The organism is Pseudomonas sp. LBUM1648 (assembly GCF_059716145.1).
The window spans coordinates 1,261,280-1,285,382 of sequence record NZ_CP166808.1; the positions used below are offsets into that span (position 1 = coordinate 1,261,280).

The following is a 24,103-nucleotide window of genomic DNA, read 5'->3' on the forward strand; positions in this document are numbered from 1 at the left end:
GGGGCGGAATTACGCCAAACCTTGTGGGAGCGAGCAGGCTCGCTCCCCCAGGTGCTTACAGCACTTAGTTGTGAGCGTGCAGCGCTTCGTTGAGTTCGATCGCCGATTTGTGGGTTTTGCACTCCACGGCACCGGTTTCCGAATTGCGACGGAACAGCAGGTCGGTCTGACCGGCCAGTTCACTCGCCTTCACGACTTTGACCAGATTATTGTTCTCGTCCAGCAGCGCTACTTTGGTGCCGGCGGTCACGTACAGGCCCGACTCGACAGTGTTGCGGTCGCCCAACGGGATGCCGATACCGGCGTTGGCGCCGATCAGGCAGCCTTCGCCAACCTTGATCACGATGTTGCCGCCGCCCGACAGGGTGCCCATGGTCGAGCAACCGCCGCCCAGATCCGAACCCTTGCCGACGAAGACGCCTGCGGAGACGCGGCCTTCGATCATGCCCGGGCCTTCGGTGCCGGCGTTGAAGTTGATGAAACCTTCGTGCATCACGGTGGTGCCTTCGCCCACGTAGGCGCCCAGACGCAGACGCGCAGCATCAGCGATACGCACGCCGGCCGGTACCACGTAGTCGGTCATTTTCGGGAACTTGTCCACCGAGAACACTTCCAGCAGCTCGCCACGCAGACGGGCTTCCAGTTGCAGTTCGGCCAGTTCGCTCAGGTCGATTGCGCCCTGGCTGGTCCACGCTACGTTCGGCAGCAGCGGGAAGATACCGGCAAGGCTCAGGCCGTGCGGCTTGACCAAACGATGGGACAGCAGGTGCAGCTTGAGGTAGGCCTCAGGTGTCGAGGTCAGTTGCGCATCTTCAGCCAGCAGCGTGGCAACCAGCGGCTTGTGGCTCTCGGCCAGACGGGTCAGCAGCTTGCCTTGAACGGCGTCGATGCCTTTGACGGCTTCAGCCAGTTGCGCAGCCTGTGCGGTGGTGAAAGTGATGGCCTGGTTGCCTTCGGTGTAACCGAGGATCGGTGCAACGGCAGCGACCAGTTCGGCCGAAGGATTGAGCAGTGGCTGTGCGTAGAACACTTCCAGCCACGCGCCTTGGCGGTTCTGGGTGCCGACACCGAAAGCGATGCTGAACAGGGAATTGGACATGTGAATACCTCTACAAAAAAGTGACGGGCTGCTTATTTGATCGCGGCCGCGTAGATGTCTGGCTTAAAGCCAATCAGGGTTCGGTCACCGAGATCGAGCACCGGGCGCTTGATCATCGAGGGTTGAGCGAGCATCAGTTCGATGGCTTTCGACTGGTCGAGATCGGCTTTACGTTCGTCGTCGAGTTTGCGAAAGGTCGTGCCTGCACGGTTCAACACCGTTTGCCAGCCGTGCTCGTCACACCATTGAGTCAGGTGCTCACGGTCGATGCCGGCAGTCTTGTAATCATGGAAGTCGTAGCTGACAGCGTGTTCATCGAGCCAGGTGCGCGCCTTCTTCATGGTGTCGCAGGCTTTGATGCCGAAAAGGTGCAACGTTTTACTTGAATCGGTCAAGGAATCGCCCCCTTTACAGGTGCTGGAAAAAAATGGTGTCGGATTATGCCATGACCCTTCAGCTAATACGCAAAACCTGTGGGAGCCGAGTTTCAGAGGGCTGCGACATAGGTGCAAAGGCCAGGCACAGCCTAAGCGGCTAATATGGCAGTTCAACGCTGTCGATCGTCTGAGATTTTCGCTTTATGCAAACTGCTTACACCGTCCTGATCCTGCTGATGCTGGTCAGCGTCTCGCGTCTGGTCGGACGGGTAATTCCGCTGCCGCTTCCTCTGGTACAAATCGCCGCCGGCGCCCTGTTGGCCTGGCCAACACTTGGTCTGCACGTGGCGCTGGACCCGGAGCTTTTCCTGTTTCTGTTCCTGCCACCGCTGTTGTTCTCCGACGGATGGCGCATGCCCAAGCGTGAGCTCTGGCACCTGCGTGGGCCGATTCTGACACTGGCAGTCGGGCTGGTGCTGTTTACCGTGGTGGGCGCCGGATATTTCATTCACTGGTTACTGCCAACGATTCCGCTGCCCGTGGCTTTCGCATTGGCGGCGGTGTTGTCGCCAACGGACGCCGTAGCGGTCTCGGCCATTTCGCAAAACCGCTTGCCCACCCCGCTGATGCACATGCTGCAAGGTGAAGCGCTGATGAACGACGCTTCGGGTCTGGTTACGTTCAAGTTCGCCTTGGTCGCAGCGGTGACCGGGGTGTTCTCGCTGGCTAATGCGAGCCTGACGTTTGTGCTGGTGGCGGTTGGAGGGTTGGCCGTCGGGGTGGCGTTGAGCTGGCTGGTGGGGCGCTTGCGCGCCTGGATGATTGCCCGCGGCTGGGACGATCCGGCTACCCATGTGGTGTTTATGTTGCTGCTACCGTTCGCCGCTTATGTGCTGGCCGAACGATTGGGGGCTTCGGGCATTCTCTCTGCCGTGGCGGCGGGGATGATGCAGAGCTGGCTCGATCTGCTGCCGCGTCAGACCAGCACTCGCCTGCTCAATCGCAGTGTCTGGGCATTGCTGGAGTTCGCCTTCAATGGTCTGATCTTCCTGCTGCTGGGTCTGCAATTGCCGGACATCATCAAGGCCGTTGTCAGTCATGAGCCGACACTCTGGCCGACGCTGCTGTATCGCTGCCTCGACGTGGTGGCAATTTTTCTAGCGCTGGTGGTGCTGCGATTTGTCTGGGTACAAAGTATCTGGCGTTTGTCAGTGCTCCTGCGACGTTTGCGCGGCAAGGGTGATCTGACCCAGGTGCCCACCGCGCGATCCTGCTGGCTGCTGACGGTGGGCGGTGTGCGCGGTGCGGTGACGCTGGCGGGTGTGATGTCAGTGCCGATGCTGATGGGAAGCGAAGCGTTTCCCGAACGGGATCTGCTGATTTTTATCGCCGCCGGGGTGATTCTGCTGTCGCTGATTTCGGCGTGTATCGCGTTGCCATTGCTCCTGCGAGGCATTCAGAAGAGCCCCGACGAAAAGCGCCGTCAGGAAGTGCGCGATGCCTGGCGCAAAACTGCCGAGGCGGCGATTCATTCGTTGGAGACCGAAGAACTCGCACCGCAAGACGCCGCACAAGCGGCACTGGCAGCGGAACTGAAAGCACGGATCATGTCCGAGTATCGCCATCAACTCGACGTGTTCAACGACTCCGCCGAAGCCCAGGCGCTGGCGTTCCAGATGGATCTGCTGGAACGCCGTTTGCGCCTGAAGGCACTACGTGCACAGCGTCTGGAACTCTACAGCCTCAGCCGCCATCACCAGATCGGCGATGACGTACTCAGAGAGGTGCTTGGCGAGTTGGACCTGAGCGAAGCCAATCTGGGGCAGGTCAAGTAGTCGTGAACGACTGTTCCTGACGGTCGTTTCATGGGGTCTCGCAGGAGCCGCCGTCGGGGATATTGATTGGGTAGTAATACGCGACGATTTTTTTGTCTTTGCTGCTGATTTCTGTATTCATCGCCACTTCGAATTTTCCATCGGTGAGTTCCTTTTCGACCGGATAATGCATGATGGAAGTTGTATCGTAGTCGGTGATGGCGACTTGCTCTGTAATCGGCGTGAAGATGTTCAGGTCCACGCTTTTTTTATTCATGCCCCATTTCTCTGCGTATTCTTTATAGACTTTGGGTTTGTCCCAGGGGATGTTTGCGTCGGGGTGTAAGTGTTCATGATGTAAGCCCAGGGCATGGCCGAACTCGTGCAATACAACTGTGCGAAAATCCAAGTCTCCGGGCCGCGCGGCGATGAACATGGTCGGTTTGTTTGCGTCTATGGTAAGTGCGTCGGTACCGATTTGAGAGGCATTATCAGCAGTATCGGTTTTTATCCTGATTATTCCATCTTTACTGTCGATGAAACTAAAGGTAAGGCTGACATAGTCAGCCCACTCCCAAATATGTCTTTTTATCGCCTCTTTCAGCGCGGCGGGAGGCTGGTCCATGAATGAAATGGTCAGGTGGCGATCAGGCTTCCAGCACTTTGCCAGGATTGCAGTTGCGCGCGGAGACAGGCCGGAGTTGGAGGCGTGTGAAGTATTCTTGGGGTTTTCATTGATGGCTGCTCGGAAACTGGCAACTGGATCAGTTATTTCAAGTTTCAGGCAGGGTTTCGAGTTGAGCATGTTCAATTCCTTTTGATGTATGTAGTTGTCCCGTGTCCGGGCATGGATTTTAGTTGTTTGGGTTTTAAGTTTGCTGGTCAGGCAACTGGTTTTTGTTTAGTTGTTGTTTTTGCGCTGATCAAGTTATTTTCTTGGCGGCGGAAGGTAAAGTGTGGTGTTGTAAGTTGGCGTTTCTTTATTGTCTGATTACCGTGCCAGATTGCCTGGCACGGTATGTGTGAGTATTACTTCCGGGTAACGAATGCGCGAATTCGTTCTGCGGCTTCTACGCATTCGGCCAAGGGGGCGACCAACGCCATGCGCACGCGCCCGGCACCCGGATTGACGCCATCAACGTCGCGGGACAAGTACGAGCCCGGCACCACGGTGACGTGTTCTTCGGCGAACAGGTCGCGGCAGAAAGCTGCGTCGTCGCCTTCAACATTCGGCCACAAGTAGAAGCTGCCGTCGGGGCGCTGCACGTCCATCACCGGGCTGAGGATTTCCAGCACTGCATCGAACTTCTCGCGATACAGCGCGCGGTTGGCACGCACGTGTACTTCGTCGTTCCACGCGGCGACGCTGGCCAACTGGGTTTGTACCGGCATCGCGCAGCCGTGGTAGGTGCGATACAGCAGGAAGCCCTTGAGAATGTCTGCATCACCGGCAACGAAACCCGAACGCAATCCCGGCAGGTTGGAGCGCTTGGACAGACTGTGGAAAACCACGCAGCGTTTGAAGTCTTTGCGGCCCAGTTCAACGCAGGCCGTGAGCAGACCCGGCGGCGGGGTCTGTTCGTCGAAGTACAACTCGCTGTAGCACTCGTCGGCGGCAATGACGAAGTCGTATTCGTCTGCCAGGGCGATGAGCTTTTTCAGGGTGTCGACCGGGATCAGCGCGCCGGTCGGGTTACCCGGCGAGCACAGAAACAGGATCTGGCAGCGCTTCCAGATATCTGGCGAAACTGCATCGAAGTCAGGGTTGAAGCCGTTTTCATCCAGGCACGGCAGGTAATGCGGCTTGGCCCCCGCGAGGAACGCGGCGCCTTCGTAGATCTGATAGAACGGGTTCGGGCTGACCACCAGCGCATCGTCCCCACGGTTGACCACGGTCTGGGTGAACGCGAATAACGCTTCGCGTGTGCCGTTGACCGGCAGCACGTTACGGGCCGGGTCGATCCAGCCGCTCGGTACGCCAAAGCGGCGCTCGCACCAGCCAGCGATGGCTTCGCGCAGGGCGGGAATGCCAAGGGTGGTCGGGTATACCGCCATCTGATCCAGACTGTTTGCCAGCGCCTCGGCGACAAAGCTTGGGGAGCGGTGTTTCGGCTCACCGATCGACAGGGCGATCGGGCGCTTGTCCGGGTTCGGCGTGACGGTACCGAGCAGGGCGCGGAGTTTCTCGAACGGGTAGGGCTGGAGCTGGTTCAGAGCGTTGTTCATTTGTACGGGGTCTCATTGCAAAGCAGGTTAATCCGGGCGCGCAGTCAGATACTGATGCGCGAAAGCTTGATATCGGGTTCCTGATTGACGCTCAGTTGCTCGACGATCGCATCCTGCAAACGGCTGCACAGCAGGGGATCGGACAGCGGCTGGTTGTGCGCGTCGGTGATGAAGAACACGTCCTCCACCCGTTCGCCCAGGGTCGCAATCTTGGCGTTCTGCAGCGACAGGTCGAACTCCAGGAAAATTCCGCCGATCCGCGCCAACAGGCCTGGACGGTCGGGTGCGGTCAGTTCCAGAACCGTCACCGGACGCTGGGCGTCGTTGTGAATCGTCACTTGTGGCGCAAAGGCAAAATGCTTGAGCTGGCGCGGCACCCGGCGCTGAATGATCGTCGGGTAGTCGTCGGGGTTGCGCAGGGCTTCGGTCAGGCCCTCGCGGATCTGCTTGATCCGTGCCGGGTTGTCGCCGATGGATTCACCGTCGTTGTCGAGCACGATGTAGGTATCGAGGGTGAACTGGCTGCTGGACGTGATGACCCGAGCATCGTGAATGTTCAAGTTGAGCTGATCCATTGCCGCCACAGTCACAGCGAAGAAGTCGTGCTGATCCGGTGCATAAATGAAGATCTGCGTACCGCCCTCGAATTCACGCTGGGTGGTTTCCTTGATCAACACCAACGGCCCGCCATCGGCTGGCTGCTGGAGTATGGCGTCGCTGTGCCAGGCTACATCGCCGGCTGTGTGACGCAGGAAGTAGTCATCGCCCAACTGCCCCCACAACTGCTCGACGTCGTCTGGATCGGTGCCGCCGCGCACAAGAATGTCCAGCGCTGCACTTTGGGTCTGGCGGATCTGCTCTTCGCGATCCACCGGGTTTTCCAGGCCGCGGCGCAAGGCGCGCTTGGTCTCGGTGTAGAGCTGGCGCAAGAGGCTGGCGCGCCAGGAATTCCACAGCGTCGGGTTCGTCGCGTTGATGTCGGCCACAGTCAGCACGTACAGGTAGTCGAGGCGGGTTTCATCGCCGACCGCCTGGGCAAAATCGTGGATTACCTGCGGGTCGGACAAGTCCTTGCGCTGGGCGGTGGTCGACATCACCAGATGGTTTTGCACCAGCCAGACGATCAGGCGGCTGTCCCACACCGGCAACTGATGGCGCTGGCAGAACGCCTCGGCATCGACCGCACCGATCTCCGAGTGATCGCCATGCCGGCCCTTGCCAATGTCGTGGTACAGGCCGGCGAGGTAGATCAGCTCGGGTTTGGGCAACTTGCCCATAAGCTTGCTGGCCAGCGGGAATTTTTCCGACACCTGGGTGTACTGCAACTTGCGCAGGTGTTTGATCAGGTTCAGGGTGTGCGCGTCGACCGTATAGATGTGAAACAGGTCATGTTGCATCTGCCCGACGATAAAGCCGAACTCCGGCAGATAGCGCCCGAGAATGCCGTAACGGTTCATCCGGCGCAGGTTGCGGTGGATGCCGATCTTGCACTTGAACAGCTCGATAAACAGGCTCGTGTTGCGGATGTCGTTGCGGAAGTTGTCGTCGATCAGGTGCCGGTGCTCGCGCAGCAGACGAATGGTATCGGCGCGTACGCCTTTGATTTCCGGTTGCTGAGCCATCAGCACGAAAATCTCGAGCATGGCAAACGGCGTGCGGCGGAACACGTTGTCGTTGCGTGCTTCGATATAGCCGTCGTGCAACTGGAAGCGCGAGTTGATCGGATGGGGCGGCGCTTCGTCTTCCGGGGCGAGGATGACTTCCTCGAAATGCTGGATGATCAGGTCGCTGAGCTGGGCGATGCTCATCACCACGCGAAAGTACTGCTGCATGAAGTTTTCGACAGCCTGCTTGGCGTCGTCGCCTTCAAAACCGAGTAGCCCGGCAATGGTGCGTTGATGATCGAACAACAAGCGGTCTTCGGAGCGGCCGGCGAGCATGTGCAGGGCGTAGCGCACTTTCCAGAGGAATTCCTGGGAGGAAGCGAGCAGGGCGTTTTCGCTCTCGACCAAAAAGCCTTCGCCGGCAAGGGCGCGCAGGTTCAGGGTGCCGTATTGACGACGGGCAACCCACAGAATCGTCTGAATATCCCGTAGCCCGCCGGGCGAGCCTTTGACGTTGGGCTCCAGGTTGTATTCGGTGTCGTTGTACTTGTGGTGGCGAGCCTTCTGCTCGGCGCGTTTGGCCAGGAAGAACTCCTTGGCCGGCCACATGTGGGCGGTGCTGGTAACGTCGAGCATGCGTTGGCGCAAACGCTCGGGGCCACAGATGGTGCGGCTTTCCATGAGGTTGGTGACGACGGTCAGATCGGCGCGCGCCTCTTGGGCACACTCATCCACCGAACGAACGCTCTGACCGACTTCCAGGCCGATATCCCACAGCAAGGTGAGAAAACGCTCGATGGAATCGCGGAAAACTTCGTGATCGGCACTGTCCAGCAGGATCAGCAAATCGATGTCGGAGTAGGGGTGCAATTCACCACGGCCATAACCGCCGACCGCGACCAGCGCGATGTCGGCGTCTTCGCTCCAGTTGAACTGCTCCCAGGCCTTTTGCAGGATGTTGTCGACGAACCAGGCGCGGTCTTCGATCAGCCGGCGTATATCGCGGCCGCTGCGAAAGCGCGCATCGAGCACTTCGCGGGCCTGGCGGATCGCCTTCTTGAACGCCGCGATGGGGCTCGCTTTCAGGGCCAGTTCAGCCTGGAACTGGCCGCGGTCGAAGAGTTCGGGATCCACCTGCGGCATCGATTGGCTTTCCTTCTATAGGCTGGGAGCGTTTTTGGGATCAGGCCGAGACGCGGGGAATGGTGTCGTCGGCGCGCAAGGTGAAGATCTCGTAGCCGGTGTCGGTGACCAGCAAAGTGTGTTCCCACTGGGCCGAGAGCTTGCGGTCCTTGGTGATCGCGGTCCAGCCGTCGCCCAATACTTTGGTGTCGGCCTTGCCCTGGTTGATCATCGGCTCGATGGTGAAGGTCATGCCGGCCTTCAGTTCCATGCCGGTGCCAGCGCGGCCGTAGTGCAGGATCTGCGGCTCTTCGTGGAACACCTTGCCGATGCCGTGGCCGCAGAACTCGCGAACCACCGAGAAGCCGTTCTTTTCTGCGTGCTTCTGGATGACTTCACCGATGTCGCCCAGACGGCAGCCAGGTTTGACGATCTCGATCGCCTTGTACATGCATTCCTGAGTGATCTGCGACAGGCGCTCGGCCCAGACCGGCACTTCGCCGACATGGAACATGCGGCTGGTATCGCCGTGGTAACCGTCCTTGATCACCGTGACGTCAATGTTCAGGGTGTCGCCGTTTTTCAGCGGTTTGTCGTTCGGGATGCCGTGGCAGACCACGTGGTTGATCGAGGTGCAGATCGACTTCGGGTAGCCCTTGTAGTTGAGCGGGGCAGGGATGGCCTGCTGCTCGTTGACGATATAGTCGTGGCAGATCTGGTTCAGTTGATCGGTGGTGACACCTGGTTTTACATGTTCGGCAATCATTTCCAGCACATCGGCGGCCAGTTTGCCGGCGACACGCATGCCAGCGATGTCCTCGGGGGTTTTGAGGTTGACGGTCATACAGGCTCTCTCTGCGCTCGGCGGCGCTTGCTGATACGGATAGGGCGGCAGGTGTTCGTTTTGCGACCCTGAAAAACGCGATTCTAACAGACGAAAGGAGCAAATCCGCGCCTGCCTGCATCGCTTCTCTCTATACAATGGTGCGCGCCGGGTCGATTCCAAGGGGGCTGCGCCCATGTCCTTGGTGTGATTACAGATTTCGGGTTCCGTTTCTGCGCACCCTGTGGTATAAAATGCGCCGCTTTCCGGGGATACCCCGAAAAGCTTAAATCCACACACGTGTCGACACGATGACCTGGGTGCTTTTGGCTTTAAGCCACTGGTTGGTCATTGGGATACGTGGAGGCCAAACCCGACTTATTAAGGAACTATCATGTCCCAAGTCAATATGCGCGATATGCTGAAGGCCGGTGTGCACTTCGGTCACCAAACCCGTTACTGGAACCCGAAAATGGGTAAGTACATTTTCGGCGCGCGTAACAAGATTCACATCATCAACCTTGAAAAAACCCTGCCAATGTTCAACGAAGCTCTGACTTTCGTAGAGCGTCTGGCCCAGGGCAAAAACAAGATTCTGTTCGTCGGCACCAAGCGTTCCGCTGGCAAGATCGTTGCTGAAGAAGCAGCACGTTGCGGTTCGCCGTACGTCGATCACCGCTGGTTGGGCGGCATGCTGACCAACTTCAAAACCATTCGTGCTTCCATCAAGCGTCTGCGTGACCTTGAAGTTCAGGCCGAAGACGGTACTTTCGCCAAGCTGACCAAGAAAGAAGCGCTGATGCGCACTCGTGATCTTGAGAAGCTGGATCGTTCGCTGGGCGGCATCAAGGACATGGGCGGTCTGCCAGACGCACTGTTCGTGATCGACGTTGACCACGAGCGCATCGCGATCACCGAAGCCAACAAGCTGGGCATCCCGGTTATCGGCGTTGTCGATACCAACAGCAGCCCGGAAGGCGTTGACTACATCATCCCAGGCAACGATGACGCAATCCGCGCTATCCAGCTGTACATGGGTTCGATGGCTGACGCAGTTATCCGTGGTCGCAACAATGTTTCCGGCGGCACTGTAGAATTCGCAGCTGAAGAAACTCAGGCTGCAGCTGAGTAATTGACGCCCTGGCGTTGACTCAGTAAGCAAAAAGGGGGCTTGGCCCCCTTTTTGCCACCTCGAAAACCATTTGTTAACAGCGCAGCTACAGCATCTGTAACGTGCAGCGGCTAACAAGGGTGATTCGGGAAGAATTGAACGCCCGTTCGATCGGGTGGAATGGTTGAAAACCTATCCAAGAGGAATTTGAAAATGGCAGAGATTACTGCAGCGTTGGTTAAAGAACTGCGTGAGCGTACTGGCGAAGGCATGATGGATTGCAAAAAGGCCTTGACCAAGGCCGGCGGCGACATCGAAAAAGCCATCGACGACATGCGTGCTTCGGGCGCGATCAAGGCCGCCAAGAAAGCCGGCAACGTCGCTGCTGAAGGCGCGATCGCTCTGGTTGAAGACGGCAAGTCTGCTGTTCTGCTGGAAGTGAACTCGCAGACCGACTTCCTGGCTCTGCAAGACGACTTCAAGGCATTCGTTGCTGCCAGCGTCAAGAAAGCATTCGACGAGAAGCTCACTACCGTTGAGCCTCTGATTGAATCGCAGGAAGCTGATCGCCTGGTACTGGTCGGCAAGGTTGGCGAAAACGTCAACATCCGTCGCCTGACTCGCGTTGAAGGTGATGTTGTTGGTGGTTACCTGCACGGCAACAAAATCGGCGTAGCAGTTGTTCTGAAGGGCGGTGATGTTGAGCTGGCCAAAGACATCGCGATGCACGTAGCGGCAAGCAACCCTGAGTTCCTGCTGCCATCGGAAGTTTCGGCTGAAGCTATCGAGCGCGAGAAAGCTGTGTTCCTGCAGCTGAACGAAGAAAAAATCAAAGGCAAGCCAGAAAACATTGTTGAAAATATGGTCAAAGGCCGTATCAGCAAGTTCCTGGCAGAAGCAAGCCTGGTTGAGCAGGCGTTCGTCAAGAACCCTGAAATCAAGGTTGGCGAGCTGGCCAAGAAAGCGGGTGCTGAAATCGTTTCCTTCACCTACTTCAAAGTAGGCGAAGGCATCGAGAAGCCGGTCGACAACTTCGCTGAAGAAGTTGCTGCCCAGCTGGCTGCCGCCAAGCAATAAGACAGTTTTCAACTGTCGCCCGAAAGAGGCTGCCCGCTCACGCGCGCAGCCTCTTTTCAGATGGGGTAGCCAATTTTTATTGGTTTCCACTTGGAACTGACTTACAAAGCCATGTTCCGATGGCGCTGAAGCAGCGCCAAGCTAGAGTGAACGCCAGCTGTAAACAGCTCGCAAAGAATTTTAAATACGCCGCAGGAGAGATTCGCAATGGCTCAGCAGGGCAGTGGTTATCAGGCTCGCTATAAACGCATTCTACTCAAGCTTAGCGGCGAGGCCCTGATGGGGTCGGAAGAGTTCGGGATCGATCCAAAGGTGCTGGATCGCATGGCGCTGGAAGTCGGCCAACTGGTCGGCATCGGCGTACAGGTCGGTCTGGTGATCGGCGGTGGCAATCTGTTCCGTGGCGAAGCCTTGAGCAAAGCCGGTATGGATCGGGTGACAGGCGACCACATGGGCATGCTGGCCACTGTGATGAACGCTCTGGCCATGCGCGACGCGCTGGAGCGTGCCAATATCTCGGCCATCGTGATGTCGGCCATTTCCATGGTTGGCGTGACCGATCACTATGATCGCCGCAAAGCCATGCGCCATCTGAACTCCAAAGATGTCGTGATTTTCGCGGCCGGTACCGGCAATCCGTTCTTCACCACGGATTCGGCAGCCTGCCTGCGTGCAATCGAAATCGATGCCGATGTTGTGCTCAAGGCGACCAAGGTCGATGGCGTCTACACCGCAGATCCGTTCAAAGACCCGCATGCCGAGAAGTTCGATCATCTGACATATGATGAAGTGCTGGATCGCAAGCTGGGTGTAATGGATCTGACTGCTATTTGCCTGTGCCGCGACCACAAGATGCCGCTGCGCGTATTCAACATGAACAAGCCTGGTGCCCTGCTGAACATTGTTCACGGCGGCGCAGAAGGAACCCTGATCGAGGAAGGCCAACAATGATCAATGAAATCAAGAAAGACGCTCAAGAGCGCATGCAGAAGTCCCTGGATTCCCTGTCCCATGCATTCGGTCAGATTCGCACCGGCAAGGCACACCCAAGCATCCTGGGCAGCGTGATGGTGCCGTACTACGGCGCAGACACCTCCATCACCCAAGTAGCCAATATCACTGTAAAAGACTCGCGCACCCTGCAAGTCGTGGCGTTTGAGCGCAACATGCTCGCGGCAGTCGACAAGGCAATCCAGAGTGCCGGCCTGAACCTCAACCCGACCAACCTGGGCGAGTTGCTGCTGATCTCCATGCCTGCCCTGACCGAAGAAACCCGTAAGGGGTTTACCAAGCAGGCGCGCAGTGCAGCTGAAGACGCTCGTGTTGCCGTGCGCAACATTCGTCGTGATGCCTTGGGTGAGCTGAAGAAGCTGGTCAAGGACAAGGAAATCAGCGAAGACGAAGAGCGTCGTGCTGCTGCGGACATTCAGAAGCTGACTGACAAGGCTGAGGCTGATATCGACGCAGCCACCAAGCAAAAAGAAGCGGACTTGATGGCCGTATAAGGGTCGAGCTTTTAATGGACAAGACCAAGCAGACTGCGCCGTCCGCGGTGCCGCGCCATGTCGCGATCATCATGGATGGCAACAATCGCTGGGCGAAAAAACGCTTTATGCCGGGTGTCGCCGGGCATAAAGCGGGCGTTGATGCTGTACGGGCTGTAATCGAGGTGTGCGCTGAGGCCAAGGTTGAGGTACTGACCCTTTTCGCCTTTTCCAGTGAAAACTGGCAGCGTCCGGCCGATGAGGTCAGCGCCTTGATGGATCTGTTCTTCAAGGCGTTGCGTCGTGAGGCCAAGCGTCTCAACGATAACAACATCAGCCTGCGCATCATTGGCGATCGCTCGCGCTTTCATCCGGAGCTTCAAACCGCGATGCGCGAAGCCGAGGCGATGACTGCGGGCGCCAACCGTTTTATCCTGCAGATCGCCGCCAACTACGGCGGTCAGTGGGATATCGCGCAAGCCGCGCAGCGCCTTGCGCGTGAAGTTCAGGCCGGGCATCTGCGCCCGGAAGACATCACCCCTGATCTGCTGCAAACCTGTCTGGCGACCGGCGATTTGCCGTTGCCGGATCTGTGCATCCGTACCGGTGGCGAGCACCGCATCAGTAACTTCCTGCTGTGGCAACTGGCATACGCCGAGTTGTACTTCTCCGACCTGTTCTGGCCGGACTTCAAACACGATGCCATGCGCAATGCGCTGGCCGATTTCGCTTCGCGCCAACGTCGTTTCGGTAAAACGAGCGAACAGGTTGAAGCTGGAGCCCGGGTTTAATGCTTAAACAACGAATCATCACTGCGCTGATCCTGCTGCCGATTGCCCTGTGTGGGTTTTTCCTGCTCCAGGGTTCCGGTTTTGCGCTGTTCATCGGTCTGGTCGTAAGTCTGGGTGCCTGGGAATGGGCGCGTCTGGCCGGCTTCACCGCGCAATCGTTTCGCGTCGGTTTTGCTGCCGTCGTCGCGTTGATGTTGTTCGTCATGTATGTGCTGCCCGGCCTTGCGCCTTGGGTGCTGGGTGCTTCGGTACTTTGGTGGGCGGTCGCGACGTATCTGGTGCTGACCTATCCGAAGTCCAGCGAGCATTGGTCCAGTGCCGCCACCAAACTGGTGATCGGTCTGTTGATCCTGCTGCCGGCCTGGCAAGGTCTGGTGCAGATCAAGCAGTACCCGTTGGGTAACTGGCTGATCATGGCGGTGATGGTATTGGTCTGGGGTGCCGATATTGGTGCCTACTTCTCTGGTCGTGCATTCGGCAAGCGCAAGTTGGCCCCTCAAGTCAGCCCGGGTAAAAGCTGGGAAGGTGTGTACGGTGGTCTGGCGCTGAGTCTGGTGATTACCGCCATTGTCGGTCTGGTGCGTGACTGGACGGTAGCTGAATTGCTCAAGGGCTTGATGGGTGCTGCGCTGATCGTGTTCATCTCTGTTGTGGGTGACCTGACCGAAAGCATGTTCAAGCGTCAGTCCGGTATCAAGGACAGCAGCAACCTGCTGCCGGGTCATGGCGGCGTGCTCGATCGCATCGATAGCCTGACAGCGGCCATTCCAGTCTTCGCCGTATTGCTGTGGATGGCTGCGCCGTGAGCCGTCCGCAACAGATTACCGTTCTGGGTGCGACAGGCTCGATTGGTCTGAGCACCCTTGATGTCATTGCGCGTCATCCAGAGCGATATCAGGTTTTCGCGTTGAGCGGGTTTACGCGTTTGAGTGAGCTGTTGGCCTTGTGCGTGCGTCATGTACCGCAATTTGCCGTGGTGCCGGAAGTCGCCGCAGCACGTGGTCTGCAGGATGATTTGCGCGCCGCCGGTTTACCGACCCGCGTGCTGGTGGGGGAGGAGGGCCTGTGTCAGGTCGCTTCTGCTCCGGAAGTTGACGCAGTCATGGCGGCCATTGTTGGTGCGGCTGGTCTGCGTCCGACTTTGGCTGCCGTTGAAGCGGGCAAGAAGATCCTCCTGGCAAATAAAGAGGCGCTGGTGATGTCCGGCGCCTTGTTCATGCAGGCGGTACGCAAAAGCGGTTCGGTGCTGCTGCCGATCGACAGCGAACACAACGCGATTTTCCAATGCATGCCGCAGGATTTCGCTCGTGGTTTGAGCAGTGTCGGTGTCCGTCGGATTTTACTCACAGCCTCTGGTGGCCCGTTCCGACAGACGCCCGTGAGTGAATTGGCGAATGTTTCACCTGATCAGGCGTGCGCGCATCCAAACTGGTCCATGGGGCGCAAGATTTCAGTCGATTCGGCCAGCATGATGAATAAAGGTCTCGAGTTGATCGAGGCCTGCTGGTTGTTTGATGCAAAACCTTCGCAGGTCGAAGTGGTGATTCACCCGCAGAGCGTGATTCACTCTCTGGTCGATTATGTCGATGGCTCGGTGCTCGCACAGTTGGGTAATCCTGACATGCGCACGCCAATCGCCAATGCACTGGCCTGGCCGGAGCGCATCGACTCCGGTGTGGCACCGTTGGACCTGTTTGCGATCGCGCGTCTGGACTTCGAGGCGCCCGATGAAGAGCGCTTCCCATGTCTGCGTCTCGCACGGCAAGCTGCCGAGGCAGGCGACAGTGCACCAGCGATGCTCAATGCCGCGAACGAAGTAGCGGTGGCAGCGTTTCTCGACGGACGGGTTCGTTACCTGGAAATCGCGAGTATCATCGAGGAGGTCTTGAACCTCGAATCAGTTGTGGCGCTGGATGATCTCGATGCCGTGTTCACGGCAGACGCCAAAGCGCGAGTCCTGGCCGAGCAATGGCTAAAACGTCACGCTCGATAGGTTTTGCAACACAATGGCTATAAGCGGCACTGAACAGGATTGCGGAGAAAGTAGATGAGCGCGCTCTATATGATTGCCGGCACCCTGATCGCCTTGGGTGTGCTGGTCACCTTTCACGAATTCGGCCACTTCTGGGTCGCGCGTCGCTGTGGCGTCAAGGTTCTGCGCTTTTCCGTAGGCTTCGGCATGCCGTTGCTGCGCTGGCACGACAAGCAGGGCACTGAATTTGTTGTGGCTGCAATTCCGCTGGGTGGCTACGTCAAGATGCTCGACGAGCGCGAAGGCGAGGTGCCGGTCGATCAGTTGGATCAGTCGTTCAATCGCAAGTCCGTTCGTCAGCGTATCGCTATTGTAGCGGCCGGCCCTGTTGCCAACTTCCTGTTGGCCCTGGTGTTCTTCTGGGTGCTGGCGATGCTCGGTAGCGAGCAGGTGCGCCCGGTCATCGGTGCGGTAGAGTCCGGCAGTATCGCCGCCAAGGCTGGTTTGGGTGCGGGTCAGGAGATCGTCGCAATTGATGGCGAGCCAACGACCGGTTGGGCGGCTGTCAATTTGCAGCTGGTACGTCGACTCGGTGAAAGCGGTTCGTTGCAGTTGCTGATGCGCGAGCAGGGCACTACCGTTGATTCGCCACGTGAGCTGGTGCTGGATAACTGGCTCAAGGGCGCAGATGAGCCTGATCCGATTCGCTCTTTGGGTATTCGTCCTTGGCGTCCGGCCTTGCCGCCGGTGCTTGCCGAACTTGATCCAAAAGGCCCGGCTCAGGCTGCCGGCCTGAAAACCGGTGATCGTCTGCTGGCGCTCGACGGCCAGGCGCTCAACGACTGGCAGCAAGTGGTCGATACCGTTCGTACGCGTCCTGATACCAAAATCGTGCTGCGTGTCGAGCGTGATGGTGCTTCAATCGATGTCCCTGTGACCTTGGCTGCGCGCGGTGAAAGCAAGTCGCCAAGCGGTTATCTGGGTGCGGGTGTAAAAGCTGTCGACTGGCCACCGGAGATGATCCGCGAAGTCAGTTATGGGCCGTTGGCCGCGATTGGCGAGGGCGCCCGTCGTACTTGGACCATGAGCATTCTCACGCTGGATTCACTGAAGAAAATGCTGTTCGGCGAGCTCTCGGTAAAAAACTTGAGTGGACCGATAACCATTGCTAAAGTGGCGGGCGCTTCTGCCCAGTCGGGCGTCGCTGATTTCCTGAATTTCCTTGCTTATCTGAGTATTAGCCTGGGAGTTCTGAATTTGCTGCCCATTCCTGTACTGGATGGGGGGCATTTGTTGTTTTATCTGATCGAGTGGGCGCGTGGTCGTCCCTTGTCGGATCGGGTGCAAGGTTGGGGGATACAGATCGGTATCAGTTTGGTGGTCGGGGTGATGTTGCTTGCTCTGGTCAACGATCTGGGTCGACTGTAAAGCTTCGCTGAATTGCGAATCTGCCGCATTTTGCGGCAGTTTGTTTATTGCCAGTTGGAATAAGAAAGGACTTCATGAAACGTCTGCTGCTAACTGCGGTTCTCACCGTATTGATGATCGCCGAAGTTCACGCCGAGTCCTTCACTATCTCTGATATTCGCGTCAATGGCCTCCAGCGGGTCTCCGCGGGTAGTGTCTTTGGTGCCTTGCCGTTGAACGTCGGTGAGCAGGCGGATGATCGTCGCCTGGTGGAATCCACTCGTGCGTTGTTCAAAACCGGTTTCTTTCAAGATATCCAGCTGGGCCGCGAAGGCAACGTTCTGGTCATCACGGTTGTCGAGCGTCCGTCGGTCGCCAGTATCGAGATCGAAGGCAACAAAGCGATCTCCACTGAAGACCTGATGAAAGGCTTGAAACAATCCGGTCTGTCCGAAGGCGAGATCTTCCAGCGCGCCACCCTCGAAGGTGTTCGTAACGAACTGCAACGTCAGTACGTCGCGCAGGGTCGCTATTCGGCTACGGTCGATACCGAGGTGGTATCGCAGCCGCGTAACCGTGTTGGTCTGAAAGTGAAGATCAACGAAGGCACCGTTGCGGCCATTCAGCACATCAACGTGGTGGGCAACACGGTTTTCCCCGAGGAAGACCTGACCGACCTGTTCGAACTGAAAACCACCAACTGGCTGTCGTTCTTCAAGAACGATGACAAATACGCCCGTGAAAAGCTTTCCGGTGACCTGGAGCGTCTGCGCTCCTACTACCTGGATCGCGGCTATATCAACATGGATATCGCTTCGACCCAGGTGTCCATCACCCCGGACAAGAAGCATGTCTATATCACCGTCAACGTGACCGAAGGTGAAAAGTACACCGTTCGTGACGTCAAACTCAGCGGTGACCTGAAAGTCCCTGAAGATCAAGTCAAGTCCTTGCTGCTGGTGCAGAAAGGCCAGGTGTTCTCGCGCAAGCTGATGACCACCACATCTGAATTGATCACCCGTCGTCTGGGTAACGAGGGTTACACCTTCGCCAACGTCAACGGCGTGCCTCAGCCGCACGATGATGATCACACCGTGGACATCCTGTTCGCTGTCGACCCGGGCAAGCGCGCCTACGTCAACCGCATCAACTTCCGTGGCAACACCAAGTCCGAAGACGAAGTGCTGCGTCGCGAAATGCGTCAGATGGAAGGTGGCTGGGCTTCGACCTACCTGATCGACCAGTCCAAGACCCGTCTTGAGCGTCTGGGCTTCTTTAAAGAAGTGAACGTCGAGACTCCGGCTGTTCCAGGTGTCGACGACCAGGTGGATGTGAACTACAGCGTTGAAGAGCAGGCTTCCGGTTCGATTACCGCCAGTGTCGGTTTCGCCCAGAGTGCCGGTCTGATCCTCGGTGGTTCGATCACCCAGAACAACTTCCTCGGTACCGGTAACCGCGTCAGCGTTGGCCTGACCCGCAGCGAATACCAGAGCCGCTACAACTTCGGCTACGTTGACCCCTACTGGACCGCCGATGGCGTGAGCCTGGGTTACAACGCGTTCTATCGCACCACTGACTATGATGAACTCGACGCGGATATCTCGAGCTACGCAGTAGACAGTCTGGGTGTAGGCGCTAACGTTGGTTACCCGATCAGTGAGACTTCGCGTCTGACCTTCGGCCTGTCTGCTCAGCAGGACAAGATCAATACCGGTAAATACACCGTTGACGAGATTTTCGACTTCGTTAACAAGGAAGGCGATCAGTACCTGAACTTCAAGGCGTCGGCCGGCTGGTCCGAATCGACTTTGAACAAAGGCGTGCTGCCAACCCGTGGTCGTTCCCAGAGCCTGACCCTGGAAACCACCATCCCGGGCAGCGACCTGTCTTTCTACAAACTTGACTACCGTGGTCAGCTGTTCCAGCCGATCAGCGAAAACTACACTCTGCGCCTGCACACCGAGCTGGGTTATGGCGATGGTTATGGTTCCACAGACGGCTTGCCGTTCTATGAAAACTACTATGCTGGTGGTTTCAACTCGGTACGTGGCTTCAAGGACAGTACGCTGGGCCCGCGCAGTACCCCGAGTCGTGGCACGAATCCGGGCACCATTGCTGACCCGGACCAGGATCCACTGCCGTTCGGTGGCAACGTCCTGATCCAGGGCGGTGTTGAGGTGCTGTTCCCACTGCCGTTCGTCAAGGATCAGCGCTCCCTGCGTACCTCGGTATTCTGGGATGTGGGTAACGTTTTCGACTCGCAGTGCAAGGACACCACCAACGCCAACGGCTCGTCGTCGAACACCAAGTGCAACGACATCAGTCTGAGCAACATGGCCAGTTCCGTCGGTGTAGGCGTGACCTGGGTCACCGCGCTGGGTCCTCTGAGCTTCGCGTTGGCAATGCCGATCAAGAAACCGGATGAAGCTGAAACTCAAGTGTTCCAATTCTCCCTCGGCCAGACGTTCTAAGCGTCTGACCCAAGATAACGACAATGGATTTTGTAGGGGTGCATCGTGCGTAAGTTGACTCAATTGGTTCTTCTGGCCTCCGTACTGGTGGCAGGTCCGGCGTTCGCCGACATGAAAATCGCTGTTCTGAACTATCAGATGGCACTGCTGGAATCCGACGCGGCGAAGAAATACGCCGTGGATGCCGAGAAGAAGTTCGGTCCGCAACTGACCAAGCTGAAAACTCTCGAAAGCAGCGCCAAGGGCATTCAGGATCGTCTGATGGCCGGTGGCGACAAGATGCAGCAAGGTGAGCGCGAGCGTCTGGAGCTGGAATTCAAGCAAAAGGCCCGTGACTTCCAGTTCCAGTCCAAGGAACTCAATGAAGCCAAAGCCGTTGCCGACCGCGAAATGCTCAAGCAACTGAAGCCGAAACTGGATGGGGCAGTGGAAGAAGTCATCAAGAAAGGTGGTTTTGACCTGGTGTTCGAGCGTGGCGCAGTGATTGATGTCAAACCTCAGTACGACATCACGCGCCAGGTTATCGAGCGCATGAATCAGCTGAAGTAACCCATGACCGTGACTATCAAGCTCGGCCAGTTGGCCGAGTTCCTCGGCGCCACCCTGCGTGGCGACCCGGAGAAGAAAATTACTGGGCTAGCCACTTTGCAAGAGGCTGGCCCAGCTCAGTTGAGCTTTCTGGCAAATCCTCAATATCGCAAATACCTCCCGGGTTCGCAGGCTGCAGCCTTGCTGCTCAAGGAAGCGGATGCCGAAGGTTTTGCCGGTAATGCATTGGTGGTGCCGGATCCTTACCTGGCCTATGCGCGTATCTCTCACTTGTTCGATCCCAAGCCAAAGGCCACTGCGGGGATTCATCCCTCGGCGGTAATTGCTGCCGATGCGGTGGTTGATCCAACCGCCAGCATCGGTCCTTTCGTGGTGATCGAGGCCGGTGCGCGGATTGGAGCGCAAGTCACGCTCGGCGCCCATTGTGTGGTCGGTGCGCGCAGCGAAATCGGTGAGGGCGGCTGGCTTGCTCCACGGGTGACGCTGTATCACGATGTGCGCATCGGCAAGCGTGTGGTTATCCAGTCCGGTGCCGTACTCGGTGGGGAAGGCTTCGGCTTTGCCAACGAAAAAGGTATCTGGCAGAAAATCGCCCAGATCGGTGGCGTGACCATCGGCGACGATGTGGAGATTGGCGTGAATACCGCCATCGACCGCGGTGCGTTGGCCGATACCGTGATCGGCAATGGCGTTAAGCTCGACAACCAGATCCAGATCGCCCACAACGTCCAGGTCGGTGATCACACCGCCATGGCTGCGTGCGTCGGGATCTCCGGCAGCACCAAAATCGGCAAGCATTGCATGCTTGCTGGCGGTGTCGGTCTGGTCGGGCACATTGATATTTGCGACAACGTTTTCCTGACCGGGATGACCATGGTGACCCACTCGATTACCGAGCCGGGTGCCTATTCTTCCGGCACAGCCATGCAACCGGCTGCCGAATGGCGCAAAAGCGCGGCACGCATCCGTCAGCTCGATGACATCGCGCGACGTTTGAAACAGCTGGAAAAGCGCGTAGGGGAAGTGACCCCTGACGGCAATGCTTCATCAGATGGCTGATACCATTTCCATATCAAGTGTGCACAGCCTCTAGACTGCCTCCTTGATTTGCTAGAGGAGTGCGCGTCAGTCGCGCTCCCAATCTTTACATAGGCTTCCCCCCGAAATGATGGACATCAACGAGATTCGCGAATACCTGCCTCACCGTTACCCGTTCCTGCTGGTGGACCGGGTGGTGGAACTGGACACTGAAGGCAAGCGCATTCGCGCCTACAAGAATGTCAGCATCAATGAACCCTTCTTCAATGGTCACTTCCCTGCGCACCCAATCATGCCGGGTGTGCTGATCATCGAAGCGATGGCTCAGGCTGCCGGGATCCTCGGTTTCAAAATGCTCGACGTCAAACCGGCCGACGGCACCCTGTATTACTTCGTCGGTTCCGACAAGCTGCGTTTCCGCCAGCCAGTGTTGCCGGGCGATCAGTTGATCCTCGAAGCCAAGTTCATCAGCTGCAAGCGCCAGATCTGGAAATTCGAATGCCAGGCTTCGGTCGACGGCAAGCCAGTCTGCTCTGCTGAAATCATCTGTGCGGAACGCAAGCTATGAGTTTGATTGACCCTCGCGCAATCATCGATCCGTCGGCCGTTCTGGCTGACGGCGTCGAGGTCGGCCCGTGGTCGATCATCGGCGCAGGTGTGGAAATCGGCGAGGGTACCGTAATCGGGCCGCATGTGATCCTCAAAGGCCCGACCCGCATCGGCAAGCAGAATCGCATCTACCAGTTCTCCTCGGTAGGCGAAGACACGCCCGATCTGAAATACAAAGGTGAAGAAACTCGTCTGGTGATCGGTGACCACAACGTCATCCGTGAAGGCGTGACGATTCACCGTGGCACCGTGCAGGACCGTTCGGAAACCACGCTGGGCGATCACAACCTGATCATGGCTTACGCCCACATCGGTCACGACAGCGTCATCGGCAACAACTGCATCCTGGTCAACAACACCGCGTTGGCTGGCCATGTGCATGTCGAAGACTGGGCGATCCTCTCCGGTTTCACCCTGGTGCATCAGTACTGTCACATCGGCGCCCACAGCTTTTCCGGTATGGGCACGGCAATCGGTAAAGACGTTCCGGCGTTTGTCACCGTGTTTGGCAATCCGGCTGAAGCGCGCAGCATGAACTTCGAAGGCATGCGCCGTCGTGGTTTCAGCGAAGACGCTATCCACGCACTGCGTCGCGCCTACAAGACTGTGTATCGCCAAGGCCTGACGGTCGAGCAGGCACTGGCCGAACTGGCTGAACCTGCTGCTCAGTTCCCGGAAGTCGCGGTGTTCCGTGATTCGATCCAGTCGTCGACTCGCGGCATCACCCGCTGATCATGGCCAGTCTGCGTATTGCGCTGGTGGCGGGTGAGGCTTCCGGTGACATTCTGGGCGCCGGTCTCATGCGCGCCCTAAAGGCACAGCATCCGGCAGTCGAATTTATCGGTGTCGGTGGACCGTTGATGCAGGCCGAAGGCCTGACCTCCTACTTCCCCATGGAACGCTTGTCGGTCATGGGGCTGGTGGAGGTGCTTGGTCGGTTGCGCGAGTTGCTCAAGCGCCGCAAGGAACTCATCGCCACGCTGATCGCCGAAAAGCCTGACGTGTTCATCGGCATCGATGCGCCGGACTTCAACCTCAATATCGAACTCAAGCTGCGTCAGGCCGGGATCAAGACCGTGCATTACGTCAGCCCGTCGGTGTGGGCGTGGCGGCAGAAGCGCGTGTTGAAGATTCGCGAAGGCTGCGACCTGATGTTGACGCTGCTGCCGTTCGAAGCAAAATTTTACGAAGAGAAAGGCGTGCCGGTTCGGTTCGTCGGTCACACGCTGGCCGATACCATTCCGCTGGAGGCTGATCGCGCTGCTGCACGTGCCGAGTTGGGTCTGCCCGACGGCCCGCTGGTGGCATTGATGCCCGGTAGCCGTGGTGGCGAAGTCGCCCGTCTGGGGGCGCTTTTCCTCGATACCGCCGAGCGTTTGCGTGCCATGCGCCCCGGGCTGCGTTTCGTCATACCTTGCGCCAATGCAGAACGCCGCATGCAACTTGAAGAGTTGCTCGCGGGCCGCGATTTGCCAGTGACCTTGCTCGACGGCAAGTCTCATCTGGCCCTGGCCGCGTGCAATGCGGTGTTGATCGCCTCCGGTACGGCGACCCTTGAAGCCTTGCTGTATAAGCGGCCGATGGTGGTGGCTTATCGTCTGGCCCCGCTGACGTTCTGGATTCTCAAGCGCATGGTCAAGAGCCCGTACGTGTCTCTGCCGAACCTGCTGGCCCAGCGCCTGCTGGTTCCGGAACTGTTGCAGGATGATGCGACAGTCGAGGCATTGGCACAGACCCTTTCGCCCCTGATCGAGGGCGGTGAAGAGCAGACTCGCGGCTTCGACGAAATCCATCGCACGCTGCGGCTGGACGCTTCCAATCAGGCGGCGGATGCCGTCCTCAACCTGATCGGTCAAACGCGATGAGCAAAAAAGATCTGCAGATGGGCCTGGATTTCACCCTGGTCGCCGAAGTCGAAGAGCTGGTGGCCGGTGTCGATGAAGTCGGTCGCGGCCCATTGTGCGGTGCGGTGGTAACGGCGGCGGTGATCCTTGATCCAAACCGACCGATCCTTGGCCTCAACGACTCGAAAAAACTCACCGAAGCCAAACGCGAAAAGCTTTACGACGAGATCATCGAAAAAGCCTTGAGCTGGTGCATTGCTCGTGCCGAAGTCGAAGAAATCGACGAACTGAACATTCTGCACGCAACCATGCTGGCCATGCAGCGTGCCGTGGCCGGCCTGCACATTCAACCGAAACTGGCGATGATTGACGGCAACCGCTGCCCGCAATTGCCGATGCGCGCTGAAGCCGTGGTGCAGGGCGACGGCAAAGTTCCAGCCATCGCAGCGGCATCGATTCTGGCCAAGGTCAGCCGTGACCGCGAGATGGCCGCATTCGAATTGATTTACCCGGGTTACGGCATTGGTGGCCATAAAGGCTATCCGACGCCCGTTCATCTGGAAGCGTTGGTGCGTCTTGGCCCGACGCCGATTCACCGGCGCTCGTTCGCCCCGGTGCGTCAGGCATACGAGGCACTGGAAGGGCTGACGCAGGTTTAGTCGCAAGGCTGATGTTTTGTTCGAGG

Annotated in this window: 22 protein-coding genes; 16 read left to right on the forward strand and 6 right to left on the reverse strand. The window is 57.9% G+C overall.

Features of this window, described 5'->3' with window-relative positions:
* Positions 1-64 precede the first annotated feature (64 nt).
* Together dapD and ACA043_RS05560 are read right to left on the reverse strand one after the other, a co-directional pair.
* Positions 65-1,099, reverse strand: a complete 1,035-nt coding sequence (gene dapD / locus ACA043_RS05555; RefSeq protein WP_497658757.1) for a 2,3,4,5-tetrahydropyridine-2,6-dicarboxylate N-succinyltransferase — start codon at positions 1,097-1,099, stop codon at positions 65-67.
* 32 nt (positions 1,100-1,131) lie between these two features.
* Positions 1,132-1,494: an ArsC family reductase gene (locus tag ACA043_RS05560; protein WP_401270657.1), complete on the reverse strand. Its 363-nt coding sequence runs from the start codon at positions 1,492-1,494 to the stop codon at positions 1,132-1,134.
* Positions 1,495-1,679: 185 nt separating this feature from the next.
* Here ACA043_RS05560 and ACA043_RS05565 point away from each other — a divergent pair, with 185 nt between their 5' ends.
* Entirely contained in the window at positions 1,680-3,311 is a 1,632-nt protein-coding gene (locus tag ACA043_RS05565; protein WP_401270660.1) for a Na+/H+ antiporter, read from the forward strand.
* A 28-nt stretch (positions 3,312-3,339) separates the two neighbouring features.
* Here the strand turns inward: ACA043_RS05565 and ACA043_RS05570 are convergent, their stop codons facing one another.
* The 4 genes from ACA043_RS05570 to map form a co-directional block, all read right to left on the reverse strand.
* The gene (locus ACA043_RS05570; RefSeq protein WP_497658758.1) at positions 3,340-4,095 is read right to left on the reverse strand and encodes a M12 family metallopeptidase; all 756 of its coding nucleotides are present in this window, start codon (positions 4,093-4,095) and stop codon (positions 3,340-3,342) included.
* A 224-nt stretch (positions 4,096-4,319) separates the two neighbouring features.
* A complete protein-coding gene (dapC, locus tag ACA043_RS05575; protein WP_489880862.1) occupies positions 4,320-5,516 on the reverse strand; it encodes a succinyldiaminopimelate transaminase in 1,197 nt (398 codons plus the stop codon).
* 44 nt (positions 5,517-5,560) lie between these two features.
* A complete protein-coding gene (locus ACA043_RS05580) occupies positions 5,561-8,263 on the reverse strand; it encodes a [protein-PII] uridylyltransferase (protein WP_489880863.1) in 2,703 nt (900 codons plus the stop codon).
* A 40-nt stretch (positions 8,264-8,303) separates the two neighbouring features.
* The gene (gene map / locus ACA043_RS05585; protein WP_187679158.1) at positions 8,304-9,086 is read right to left on the reverse strand and encodes a type I methionyl aminopeptidase; all 783 of its coding nucleotides are present in this window, start codon (positions 9,084-9,086) and stop codon (positions 8,304-8,306) included.
* 373 nt (positions 9,087-9,459) lie between these two features.
* Here map and rpsB point away from each other — a divergent pair, with 373 nt between their 5' ends.
* The 15 genes from rpsB to rnhB all read left to right on the forward strand — a co-directional run bounded on the left by rpsB (position 9,460) and on the right by rnhB (position 24,077).
* Positions 9,460-10,197, forward strand: a complete 738-nt coding sequence (gene rpsB / locus ACA043_RS05590) for a 30S ribosomal protein S2 (RefSeq protein ID WP_187679157.1) — start codon at positions 9,460-9,462, stop codon at positions 10,195-10,197.
* 192 nt (positions 10,198-10,389) lie between these two features.
* The gene (gene tsf, locus ACA043_RS05595) at positions 10,390-11,253 is read left to right on the forward strand and encodes a translation elongation factor Ts (RefSeq protein ID WP_497658759.1); all 864 of its coding nucleotides are present in this window, start codon (positions 10,390-10,392) and stop codon (positions 11,251-11,253) included.
* A gap of 207 nt (positions 11,254-11,460) precedes the next feature.
* Positions 11,461-12,204 (forward strand): UMP kinase, encoded by a 744-nt coding sequence (gene pyrH, locus ACA043_RS05600; RefSeq protein ID WP_003222124.1) that lies wholly within the window; start codon positions 11,461-11,463, stop codon positions 12,202-12,204.
* Positions 12,201-12,758 carry a ribosome recycling factor gene (gene frr / locus ACA043_RS05605; protein WP_187679155.1) on the forward strand — a complete coding sequence of 186 codons (558 nt, stop codon included), beginning with the start codon at positions 12,201-12,203 and terminating at the stop codon, positions 12,756-12,758. The genes pyrH and frr overlap by 4 nt, the downstream gene beginning before the upstream one ends.
* A 14-nt stretch (positions 12,759-12,772) precedes the next feature.
* Positions 12,773-13,528 (forward strand): polyprenyl diphosphate synthase, encoded by a 756-nt coding sequence (gene uppS, locus ACA043_RS05610; protein ID WP_103303033.1) that lies wholly within the window; start codon positions 12,773-12,775, stop codon positions 13,526-13,528.
* The gene (locus ACA043_RS05615; protein ID WP_187679154.1) at positions 13,528-14,334 is read left to right on the forward strand and encodes a phosphatidate cytidylyltransferase; all 807 of its coding nucleotides are present in this window, start codon (positions 13,528-13,530) and stop codon (positions 14,332-14,334) included. Before uppS ends, ACA043_RS05615 begins: the two co-directional genes overlap by 1 nt.
* Positions 14,331-15,521: a 1-deoxy-D-xylulose-5-phosphate reductoisomerase gene (gene ispC / locus ACA043_RS05620; RefSeq protein WP_489880865.1), complete on the forward strand. Its 1,191-nt coding sequence runs from the start codon at positions 14,331-14,333 to the stop codon at positions 15,519-15,521. Before ACA043_RS05615 ends, ispC begins: the two co-directional genes overlap by 4 nt.
* A gap of 54 nt (positions 15,522-15,575) precedes the next feature.
* Positions 15,576-16,928 (forward strand): sigma E protease regulator RseP, encoded by a 1,353-nt coding sequence (gene rseP / locus ACA043_RS05625; RefSeq protein ID WP_187679152.1) that lies wholly within the window; start codon positions 15,576-15,578, stop codon positions 16,926-16,928.
* A gap of 74 nt (positions 16,929-17,002) precedes the next feature.
* Positions 17,003-19,378, forward strand: a complete 2,376-nt coding sequence (gene bamA / locus ACA043_RS05630; protein ID WP_187679151.1) for an outer membrane protein assembly factor BamA — start codon at positions 17,003-17,005, stop codon at positions 19,376-19,378.
* 45 nt (positions 19,379-19,423) lie between these two features.
* Positions 19,424-19,927: an OmpH/Skp family outer membrane protein gene (locus tag ACA043_RS05635; RefSeq protein WP_042557882.1), complete on the forward strand. Its 504-nt coding sequence runs from the start codon at positions 19,424-19,426 to the stop codon at positions 19,925-19,927.
* A 3-nt stretch (positions 19,928-19,930) separates the two neighbouring features.
* Positions 19,931-20,986, forward strand: coding sequence for a UDP-3-O-(3-hydroxymyristoyl)glucosamine N-acyltransferase (gene lpxD / locus ACA043_RS05640; protein ID WP_401272032.1), 1,056 nt, complete (start codon positions 19,931-19,933; stop codon positions 20,984-20,986).
* Positions 20,987-21,092: 106 nt separating this feature from the next.
* Complete coding sequence (gene fabZ, locus ACA043_RS05645) at positions 21,093-21,533, forward strand: 3-hydroxyacyl-ACP dehydratase FabZ (RefSeq protein WP_003222142.1); 441 nt, start codon at positions 21,093-21,095, stop codon at positions 21,531-21,533.
* Entirely contained in the window at positions 21,530-22,306 is a 777-nt protein-coding gene (gene lpxA, locus ACA043_RS05650) for an acyl-ACP--UDP-N-acetylglucosamine O-acyltransferase (RefSeq protein ID WP_187679149.1), read from the forward strand. The genes fabZ and lpxA overlap by 4 nt, the downstream gene beginning before the upstream one ends.
* A gap of 2 nt (positions 22,307-22,308) precedes the next feature.
* Positions 22,309-23,439 (forward strand): lipid-A-disaccharide synthase, encoded by a 1,131-nt coding sequence (gene lpxB / locus ACA043_RS05655; RefSeq protein ID WP_497616665.1) that lies wholly within the window; start codon positions 22,309-22,311, stop codon positions 23,437-23,439.
* Between the two features lie 11 nt (positions 23,440-23,450).
* The gene (gene rnhB / locus ACA043_RS05660; RefSeq protein WP_187679177.1) at positions 23,451-24,077 is read left to right on the forward strand and encodes a ribonuclease HII; all 627 of its coding nucleotides are present in this window, start codon (positions 23,451-23,453) and stop codon (positions 24,075-24,077) included.
* The last annotated feature ends 26 nt before the right edge of the window (positions 24,078-24,103 follow it).

What these genes read in the sequence shown, in the direction of transcription:
- dapD (WP_497658757.1), bottom strand. Translation starts at nt 1,099, where the DNA reads ATGTCCAATTCCCTGTTCAGCATCGCTTTCGGTGTCGGCACCCAGAAC.
- lpxB (WP_497616665.1), top strand. Translation starts at nt 22,309, where the DNA reads ATGGCCAGTCTGCGTATTGCGCTGGTGGCGGGTGAGGCTTCCGGTGAC.
- fabZ (WP_003222142.1), top strand. Translation starts at nt 21,093, where the DNA reads ATGATGGACATCAACGAGATTCGCGAATACCTGCCTCACCGTTACCCG.
- uppS (WP_103303033.1), top strand. Translation starts at nt 12,773, where the DNA reads ATGGACAAGACCAAGCAGACTGCGCCGTCCGCGGTGCCGCGCCATGTC.
- frr (WP_187679155.1), top strand. Translation starts at nt 12,201, where the DNA reads ATGATCAATGAAATCAAGAAAGACGCTCAAGAGCGCATGCAGAAGTCC.
- lpxA (WP_187679149.1), top strand. Translation starts at nt 21,530, where the DNA reads ATGAGTTTGATTGACCCTCGCGCAATCATCGATCCGTCGGCCGTTCTG.
- lpxD (WP_401272032.1), top strand. Translation starts at nt 19,931, where the DNA reads ATGACCGTGACTATCAAGCTCGGCCAGTTGGCCGAGTTCCTCGGCGCC.
- dapC (WP_489880862.1), bottom strand. Translation starts at nt 5,516, where the DNA reads ATGAACAACGCTCTGAACCAGCTCCAGCCCTACCCGTTCGAGAAACTC.
- ACA043_RS05580 (WP_489880863.1), bottom strand. Translation starts at nt 8,263, where the DNA reads ATGCCGCAGGTGGATCCCGAACTCTTCGACCGCGGCCAGTTCCAGGCT.
- map (WP_187679158.1), bottom strand. Translation starts at nt 9,086, where the DNA reads ATGACCGTCAACCTCAAAACCCCCGAGGACATCGCTGGCATGCGTGTC.
- pyrH (WP_003222124.1), top strand. Translation starts at nt 11,461, where the DNA reads ATGGCTCAGCAGGGCAGTGGTTATCAGGCTCGCTATAAACGCATTCTA.
- ACA043_RS05570 (WP_497658758.1), bottom strand. Translation starts at nt 4,095, where the DNA reads ATGCTCAACTCGAAACCCTGCCTGAAACTTGAAATAACTGATCCAGTT.
- rseP (WP_187679152.1), top strand. Translation starts at nt 15,576, where the DNA reads ATGAGCGCGCTCTATATGATTGCCGGCACCCTGATCGCCTTGGGTGTG.
- ACA043_RS05565 (WP_401270660.1), top strand. Translation starts at nt 1,680, where the DNA reads ATGCAAACTGCTTACACCGTCCTGATCCTGCTGATGCTGGTCAGCGTC.
- ACA043_RS05615 (WP_187679154.1), top strand. Translation starts at nt 13,528, where the DNA reads ATGCTTAAACAACGAATCATCACTGCGCTGATCCTGCTGCCGATTGCC.
- bamA (WP_187679151.1), top strand. Translation starts at nt 17,003, where the DNA reads ATGAAACGTCTGCTGCTAACTGCGGTTCTCACCGTATTGATGATCGCC.
- rpsB (WP_187679157.1), top strand. Translation starts at nt 9,460, where the DNA reads ATGTCCCAAGTCAATATGCGCGATATGCTGAAGGCCGGTGTGCACTTC.
- tsf (WP_497658759.1), top strand. Translation starts at nt 10,390, where the DNA reads ATGGCAGAGATTACTGCAGCGTTGGTTAAAGAACTGCGTGAGCGTACT.